General features: G+C 72.0%; 8 protein-coding genes. 6 read left to right on the top strand and 2 right to left on the bottom strand.

Annotated elements, in window-relative coordinates; genetic code table 11:
- Positions 1 to 120: FCD domain-containing protein (locus tag ACFY12_RS28190; RefSeq protein ID WP_390718728.1), on the top strand; the 120-nt coding region annotated here is incomplete at its 5' end.
- Between the two features lie 26 nt (positions 121 to 146).
- Here the strand turns inward: ACFY12_RS28190 and ACFY12_RS28185 are convergent.
- The gene (locus tag ACFY12_RS28185) at positions 147 to 563 is read right to left on the bottom strand and encodes a DUF5997 family protein (protein WP_390718717.1); all 417 of its coding nucleotides are present in this window, start codon (positions 561 to 563) and stop codon (positions 147 to 149) included.
- A gap of 57 nt (positions 564 to 620) precedes the next feature.
- Between ACFY12_RS28185 and ACFY12_RS28180 the strand changes: the two genes are divergently transcribed.
- A complete protein-coding gene (locus ACFY12_RS28180) occupies positions 621 to 1,400 on the top strand; it encodes a LysR family substrate-binding domain-containing protein (RefSeq protein ID WP_390718716.1) in 780 nt (259 codons plus the stop codon).
- A 42-nt stretch (positions 1,401 to 1,442) separates the two neighbouring features.
- Here the strand turns inward: ACFY12_RS28180 and ACFY12_RS28175 are convergent, their stop codons facing one another.
- Positions 1,443 to 2,453: a chitinase gene (locus tag ACFY12_RS28175; RefSeq protein WP_390718727.1), complete on the bottom strand. Its 1,011-nt coding sequence runs from the start codon at positions 2,451 to 2,453 to the stop codon at positions 1,443 to 1,445.
- 218 nt (positions 2,454 to 2,671) lie between these two features.
- Here ACFY12_RS28175 and ACFY12_RS28170 point away from each other — a divergent pair, with 218 nt between their 5' ends.
- The 4 genes from ACFY12_RS28170 (at position 2,672) to ACFY12_RS28155 (ending at position 7,979) form a co-directional block, all read left to right on the top strand.
- Positions 2,672 to 4,129: a GH1 family beta-glucosidase gene (locus ACFY12_RS28170; RefSeq protein ID WP_390718715.1), complete on the top strand. Its 1,458-nt coding sequence runs from the start codon at positions 2,672 to 2,674 to the stop codon at positions 4,127 to 4,129.
- Positions 4,130 to 4,216: 87 nt separating this feature from the next.
- Complete coding sequence (locus tag ACFY12_RS28165) at positions 4,217 to 4,804, top strand: (2Fe-2S)-binding protein (RefSeq protein ID WP_390718714.1); 588 nt, start codon at positions 4,217 to 4,219, stop codon at positions 4,802 to 4,804.
- Positions 4,801 to 5,823 (top strand): FAD binding domain-containing protein, encoded by a 1,023-nt coding sequence (locus ACFY12_RS28160; RefSeq protein WP_390718713.1) that lies wholly within the window; start codon positions 4,801 to 4,803, stop codon positions 5,821 to 5,823. Before ACFY12_RS28165 ends, ACFY12_RS28160 begins: the two co-directional genes overlap by 4 nt.
- Positions 5,820 to 7,979, top strand: coding sequence for a xanthine dehydrogenase family protein molybdopterin-binding subunit (locus tag ACFY12_RS28155; RefSeq protein WP_390718712.1), 2,160 nt, complete (start codon positions 5,820 to 5,822; stop codon positions 7,977 to 7,979). The genes ACFY12_RS28160 and ACFY12_RS28155 overlap by 4 nt, the downstream gene beginning before the upstream one ends.
- The last annotated feature ends 223 nt before the right edge of the window (positions 7,980 to 8,202 follow it).

The raw sequence follows: 8,202 nt of genomic DNA, 5'->3' as shown, positions 1-8,202 counted from the left end.
GAGGAGCACCTGGAACTGCTGGACCTGATGCTCGCCGGTGACGCCGAGAAGGCCGAACAGTGCATGGCCAAGCACCTGGGCCACGTCCGCTCCCTATGGGCCGGCAGCGACGGCCCATAGGGGAGAGCGCGGAGCCAGGGCCTGTCCTAGGCCTCGTCTGCCGCGTCCTTGTCCTTCTCTTCCTTGTTCTGGGCCTTGTGCTTTTCCTTGATGCGGACCGCTTCCTTGCGGACCTCGGCCTGGGTGGCGCGCTCCTTCTGCAGCCACTCGGGGTTCTCCGCCTTCAGCGCGTCGATCTGCTCCGTGGTGAGGGCCTCGGTGACACCGCCCCGCGCGAGACCGGAAATGGAGACGCCCAGCTTCGCGGCGACCACCGGACGGGGGTGCGGGCCGTTGCGTCGCAGCTCCCGCAGCCACTCGGGCGGGTCCGCCTGCAGTGCGTTGAGTTCGGCGCGCGAGACGACGCCTTCCCGGAACTCGGCGGGGGTGGCTTCGAGGTACACACCCAGCTTCTTCGCCGCGGTGGCGGGCTTCATCGTCTGGGCGGTCTGGTGCGACTTCATGGGTCCAGGGTATCGAGCGTGTGCGCGACCTCTGACCACGACCGGTAACCTGGTGGGGTGACAGGCTCGGAAGCATCCCCTTCGTTCCGACTCGCGTATGTCCCGGGAGTGACGCCCGCCAAGTGGGTGCGGATCTGGAACGAGCGCCTGCCGGACGTACCGCTGCACCTCGTCCAGGTATCCGCCGCGGAAGCCTCCGGGGTACTGCGGGACGGCGGCGCCGATGCCGGGCTGCTGCGCCTGCCGACGGACCGGACCGACCTCAGCGCGATTCCCCTCTACACCGAGACGACGGTGGTGGTGGTCCCCAAGGATCACCTCGTGGCCGCGGCCGACGAGGTGACCACCGAGGACCTGGCCGACGACATCGTGCTGCACCCCCTGGACGACACGCTCGACTGGGAGCACCCGCCGGGACGGCCGGCGATCGAGCGCCCGGCCACCACGAAGGACGCCGTCGAGCTGGTGGCGGCGGGCGTCGGGCTGCTCGTCGTGCCGCAGTCGCTGGCTCGTCTGCACCACCGCAAGGACCTCACCTACCGGCCGGTCACCGGTACCCCCGAGTCACGAGTGGCGTTGTCGTGGCGGGAGGACCGGACCACCGATCTGGTGGACGACTTCATCGGGATCGTCCGCGGGCGGACCGTCAACAGCACACGAGGCCGTCGCGCCGCCGCCCCGGCGGAGGTGCAGCGCAGCCGGGCCGGTACAGGAGGTGCGCGGCGGCAGCCCGCGGCCGGGAAGCCGAAGCCCGCGTCGTCGGGCAAGGGGGTACGGAGGGGTTCCGGCGCCCCCAAGGCCGTAAAACGAGGCAAAAGGGGCAAGCCGCGCCGCTAGGAGGCGTTGCCAGTGGGCCGTCGCCGGCGAGCTCTGGACGCCTCAGCGGCCCTGTGCCGCCTTGACGTTGTCGCCGAACGTCCAGTTCTTGGCTCCGTCCCAGTTGACCGACCAGGTCATCAGGCCCTTCAAGCCGTTGTGGTACGTGTTCCAGGCCCGCGTCACCAGGTCCGGGGGCATATGGCCGCCGCCGGCGCCCGGCTGCGCGGGCAGTCCCGGAACCTGCTTGTCGTAGGGGACCCTGATCGTGGTGCCCTGGACCGTCAGCCCCTTGTCGAGGCAGTCCGTCTGTGCGGTGAACCCCTCGATCGTGCCGGCGGGGTACGAGTCGCCGGCGCATCCGTACATGCTGCCGTTGTAGTACTGCATGTTCAGCCACCAGAGCCGGCCGTTGTCCGCGTACTTCTTGACGAGGGGGAGGTATGCGCCCCAGATCGATCCGTAAGTGACGCTTCCGCCGGTGACATAGGCCGTTTCCGGGGCCATGGTCAGGCCGAAGTCCGGAGGCATCTGGGCGAGAATGCCGTCGATGATGCGGATGAGGTTGGTCTGCGAGGGCGACAGGCGGCCGATGTTGCCGCTGCCGGTGAGGCCGGTCTCGATGTCGATGTCCACGCCGTCGAAGTGGTGCGCCTTGAGGATCGGCACGATCGTTTCGACGAACCGGTCCGCGACGGCGCTGGAGCCGAGGTCGATACCGGCCGCCGCTCCGCCGATGGACATCAGGATCGTGAGGCCCTCGGCCTTGGCCTGGCACATCTCGGCCGGGGTGGGGACCTTCACCGTCGCATCCATCCCGTTCTCCCAGAGGGCCGTGCCGTCCGAGCGGATGACGGGGAACGCCGCGTTGACGACGGTGTATCCGTGCTCGCGGATGCGGGTGTCGGTTATCGGCGTCCAGCCGAACGGCGGGTGGACGCCGTTCGCCGCGCCGTCCCAGTTCTCCCAGTAGCCCTGGAGGACCTTGCCCGGGGGCTTCGGTTTGACGGCGCAGGCGGCGTCCCGGGGCTCGTTCGGCGCCGCGGCGATCAGCATCGGCGCGGTGACGGCCATGGCCAGACCAACCCTCAGGAGACGCGACAGCCGACCGGTCACGCTGGGCTCCCTTCGTGGGGCGACGGGTGCGCCACACCGTAAGTTGGTCCATACCTTTCGTCAAGGGTGAGGAGAGGCAGGGGAGTTGATGGCATGTGCCGCCGGGGGATGGCAGCCGGGTGCCAGGGTGAGGGAGCCTGGTCGGGTTTACGTCCGCCTTCCGGGAGTCGCCGCAGATGACCACCAATGAGTTCCGTACCGACGCGCCCTCCACGCTCCGCTTCCCCGCCGGATTCCGCTGGGGCACCGCCACCGCCGCCTACCAGATCGAGGGCGCCGCGCAGGAGGACGGCCGGGGCGCGTCCATCTGGGACACCTTCAGCCGGACGCCCGGCAAGGTCCTCCACGGCGACACCGGTGATACGGCCGCCGACCACTACCACCGCATGCGGGAGGACGTGGCGCTGCTCAAGGAGCTGGGCGTGAGCGACTACCGGTTCTCGGTGGCGTGGCCCCGCGTCCAGCCGGACGGACGGGGCCCGGCCAGCACTAAGGGACTGGACTTCTACCGCCGTCTCGTGGACGAACTGCTGGATGCCGGTATCCGGCCGGTCGCCACCCTCTACCACTGGGACCTGCCGCAGCAGTTGGAGACCGTCCCTCCCGGCGACTCCGCCACGGACGGCGGCTGGCCGCAGCGCGAAACCGCCGAGCGCTTCGCCGACTACACGCGGTACGTCGCCGAGGCGCTCGGTGACCGGGTGGCCACCTGGATCACTCTCAACGAGCCGTGGTGCGCGGCGTTCCTCGGATACGCGGCGGGCATCCACGCCCCCGGCCGCACCGACCCGGCCGCCGCGCTGCGCGCCGCGCACCACCTCAACCTCGCGCACGGGCGCTCCGTACAAGCCCTGCGTGCCGCGCTCCCGGCCTCGGCGGAGATCTCCCTGACCCTGAACCTGTTCGCGCTGCGGCCCGCGCGCGACAGCGGGGCCGACCGGGAGGCGGTCCGCCGTATCGACGCCGTCGGCAACCGCCTCTTCCTCGATCCGGTCTTCCACGGCCGGCTGCCCGAGGACCTGGTGCGCGATACGGCGGAGGTCACCGACTGGTCGTTCGTCCACGACGGCGACCTGGAGGCCATCGCCACGCCCATCGACTCGCTGGGCGTCAACTACTACGCGCCGATGGTGGTCGCGGCCGGTACGAACACCTCGAACACCTCGCCCTCGTCGTCCCCGCCCCCGTCCCGGTCGCCGTGGCCGGGGGCCGCCGCGGACGTGAGGTTCCGGCCGGCGCCGGGGCCGCGTACCGCCATGGACTGGCCGGTGGACGCCGATGGACTGTACGAGCTGCTGACCCGGCTCCGCGACGAGCTGCCGCACACCCCGCTCCTGATCACCGAGAACGGTGCCGCCTACCACGACTACGCCGATCCCGAGGGCCGGGTCCACGACCCCCAGCGGATCGCCTATCTGCACCAGCATCTGGCCGCCGTGGGGCGGGCGATCGCCGACGGGGCCGATGTGCGGGGCTACTTCGTCTGGTCGTTGATGGACAACTTCGAGTGGGCGTACGGCTACAGCATGCGGTTCGGCATCGTCCATGTCGACTTCGCTTCGCAGCGGCGCACCCTGAAGGACAGCGCCCGCTGGTACGCCGGAGTGGTCGCCCGCAACGGCCTGGAGGCGTAGGCTGCCCCTTCGCCTCCACTCCCTCTCCCGCTCCCGCGTGACAGCGCCCGCCCCCCGGTACGCGACCGACGCGAAAGAAGGCTGTTCATGGCCCGATCGACGTCCAGCGTCATCACCCTGGACATCAACGGTGAGAAGCACACACTGCCCGTCGACCACCGCACCACCCTCCTCGACGCGCTGCGTGAACACTGCGGTCTGACCGGAACCAAGAAGGGCTGCGACCATGGCCAGTGCGGCGCTTGTACGGTGCTGCTCGACGGGCGCAGGGCCGTCTCCTGCCTGCAGTTCGCGGTGTCCGCCGAGGGGCGTGCGATCACCACCATCGAGGGCGTGGCGGACGGCGAGCGGCTGCATCCGGTGCAGCAGGCCTTCCTCGACCTCGACGGATACCAGTGCGGCTACTGCACGCCCGGGCAGATCTGTTCGGCCGTCGCGGTACTGGAGGAGCATGCGGCGGGCTGGCCGAGCGCGGTGACCGACGACGTACGGCCCGGAGCGGGAGCGCCGCCGTTGACCGCCGATGAGATCCGGGAGCGGATGAGCGGCAACCTGTGCCGCTGCGGTGCGTATGTGGCGATCGTCCAGGCGGTCGCACGGGCGGCCGGAAGCGGCCCGCGCACCGGGCGGGCGGCGGAGCACGGTGCGGCGGGCGGCGCGGAGGTGACGGCATGAGGGAGTTCGGCTACCGGCGGGTGTCCGACGTCCGGGGCGCGGTGGCCCTGCTCGATGCCGAGCCCGATGCACGGCTGCTCGGCGGCGGCACCAACCTCGTCGACCTGATGAAGGCCGGGGTGGAGCGCCCCGGCCTGCTCATCGACGTACGGGAGCTGCCGCTCGACCGGATCGGCGGCACGGACGGCGGCGGGCTGCACATCGGTGCGACCGTCACCAACAGCGATCTGGCCGCCCATCCCGAAGTGCGCCGCGCCTACCCGGCGTTGGCCCAGGCCGTGCTCGCCGGCGCCTCGGGACAGCTGCGCAACATGGCCACGGTCGGCGGGAATCTGCTGCAGCGTACGCGCTGCGGCTACTTCACGGACGTGACGCAGGCCTGCAACAAGCGGGTGCCCGGGAGCGGTTGCCCGGCCGTCGCGGGCGAGCACCGCAACCATGCGATCCTCGGCGCCTCCGCGCACTGTGTGGCCGTCCACCCCTCGGACATGGGGGTGGCGCTCACCGCCCTCGACGCCGTGGTGTCGTACGAAACAGTGGACGGAGCAGGGGAGTTGCCGCTGGCGGAGCTCTATCTTCCGGTGCGGGACACTCCGCACCGGGAGACCGCGCTGCCGGCCGGCGCGCTGATCACCGGCGTCACTCTGCCGTCGGCTCCGGTCGCGGCCGTCTCCCGCTACCGCAAGGTGCGCGAGCGGGCGTCGTATGCGTTCGCGATCGGGTCGGTCGCCGCCGCCCTCGACGTCCAGGGCGCGGCCGGCGGGGCCCGGGGCGCGGTCGTCCGCGATGTCCGGCTCGCCTTCGGGGCAGTGGCCTCCCGGCCATGGCGGGCGCGGGAAGCCGAGCGGCTGCTGACCGGCGGACCGGCGAGTGCCGAGGCGTTCGCCGCCGCCCTGGACGCCGAACTGGCCGCCGCCGAGGCGCTGCCCGGCAACGGCTACAAGGTGGCGCTGATCCGCAACCTGGCCGTCGCCCTGCTGACCGAGCTGACCGAGCCGACTGAGGAGAGCGCCGGATGACCGTGCCCCGGACCACGTCCGTGACCGCGACCACGGCGACCACCGCGGTGACCGGGGCCGTCGGCACCCCGTACCCCCGTGTGGAGGGCCGGGCCAAGGTCACCGGGTCGGCCCGCTACGCGGGGGAGATCCCGTTCGGCGGACTCGCCCACGGGTGGCTGGTGACGTCCCGCATCGCCCGCGGCCGGATCCGCTCCGTGGAGTCCGCCCCCGTGCTGGCGATGCCCGGCGTCCTCGCCGTCCTGCACCACGGGAACGCCCCGTGCGTCGAGCGGGACTACACAGGTCCGCTGGGCGGCCCGCCGGACCCGACCATTCTGCTCTTCCGCGACGACCGTGTGCCGAGTGCGGGCTGGCCGGTGGCGCTGGTCGTCGCCGAGACCTCCGAGCAGGCCCGCGAGGCCGCCGAAGCGCTGGTGATCCGGTACGACGAGGAACCGCACGACGTCGTGTTCCGGGCCGGCCGCCCGGGCACGTACACCCCGCCGCAACCGCCCGGCATGGCCATGGAGAAGGGCGATCTCGACGCCGCGCTCGCCGCGTCCGCCGTCGTCGTGGACGCGGAGTACACCACACCGGAGGAGCACCACAACCCCATGGAGCCGCACGCGGCCACGGCGCGCTGGGACGGCGGGCGCCTCGAGGTAGTCGACTCCAACCAGGGCAGTATGTGGGTGGCGGAGGAACTCGCGAAGCTGTTCTCTCTCGACCCGGCGACGGTGCGGGTGCGGTCCGAGCACGTCGGCGGCGCATTCGGGTCCAAGGGGGTGCATCCGCACCAGGTGGCTGCGGTGATGGCGGCGACCCGGCTACGGCGCCCGGTGCGGGTCGTGCTGACGCGACGCCAGATGTTCTCTCTCATCGGCCACCGCAGCGCCACGGCACAGCGCGTCAGGCTCGGCGCCGGCGCGGACGGGCGCCTGCGCGCCCTCTGTCACGAGGCGTACAGCGCCACCTCGACCGTGCACGAGTTCGTCGAGCAGAGCGCCAACGTCGCGCGGGTGCTGTACGACGCCGACGCCCACCACACCGTCAACCGCGTCGTCGCGCTCGACGTACCCTCGCCGACCTTCATGCGGGCACCGGGGACGGCCCCGGGCTCGTTCGCGCTGGAGTCCGCGATCGACGAACTCGCCGAGCAGTGCGGTATCGACCCGATCGCGCTGCGCGTACGCAACGAACCGGACGCCGGGCCGCTCTCCGGCCTGCCGTTCAGCAGCCGCAATCTGCTCGCCTGCTTCCGGGAGGGCGCCCGCAGGTTCGGCTGGGCGGACCGCGACCCCCGCCCCCGCGTCCGCCGCGAAGGGCGCTGGCTGCTCGGGACCGGCACGGCCGCGGCCACCTTCCCCGTCCTTGTCGCCCCGTCCACCGCGGCCGTGACGGCGGAGGCGGACGGCACCTTCACCGTACGGATCAACGCGGCGGACCTGGGCACCGGGGCGCGGACCGCGCTGACGTCGGTCGCCGCCGATGCGCTGGAGGCGGCGCCGGACCGGGTCCGGGTACGGATCGCGGACAGCGACTTCGGCCCGGCGTCGGTCGCCGGCGGGTCGATGGGCACCCGCTCCTGGGCCTGGGCGGTCACCGCCGCGGCCCGGGCGCTGCGCGAGCAGCTCGCCCTGGGCGGTGGGATTCCGCCGCAGGGCATCACCGTACGGTCCGACACCACCGAGGCCGTCGCCGCACTGGCCGAGCGGGAACGGCACTCGTTCGGGGCGCAGTTCGCCGCGGTCGCCGTGGACCCGGCCGTCGGCGAGGTCCGGGTACGGCGGATGCTCGGCGTCTTCGCCGCGGGCCGGATCGTCAATCCGCTCACCGCGCGCAGCCAGCTCATCGGCGGTATGACCTGGGGTCTTTCCATGGCGCTGCACGAGGAGGCGGTCCGGGACGAGGCGTCGGGCGGTCTCGTCGGAGCCGACCTCGTGAGCTATCACTTCGCGGCGAACGCCGACGTCCCCCTCATCGAGGCGGACTGGGTGGACGACCCGGACGACGACGACCCGGTCGGCATCAAGGGCATCGGCGAGCTGGGCATCGTGGGCGCCGCCGCGGCGATCGCCAACGCGGTCTGGCACGCCACGGGCGTACGCCACCGGCACCTGCCGATCCGGCCCGACCGGATCCTGACGGCGGAAGCCGGACGAGCCGGGCGGTGAAGCGCCGGGCTGGCCGAGTCGCCGTGCGGTTTCGGCCATCGGGCAGGGAGGGGAAGTGAGCGACGGCCGCGGGACATAAGGGACTCCGGCGGCCCGGAAGACGGGGAGGTCCGGGCGGTGGCGGACGTCAGAGTCGTGTATCGATACCGCCGATATGCCGTACTGCGCGCCGAGGTTACGGCGTCACGGAGAGCAGCCGTTGGTGCGCGGAGTCGCGGTGCGG

The organism is Streptomyces sp. NPDC001339, assembly GCF_042895955.1.
Classification (GTDB): domain Bacteria; phylum Actinomycetota; class Actinomycetes; order Streptomycetales; family Streptomycetaceae; genus Streptomyces.
The sequence above is the reverse complement of the archived record's forward strand: the minus strand, read 5'-3'. Positions and strand labels throughout refer to the sequence as shown.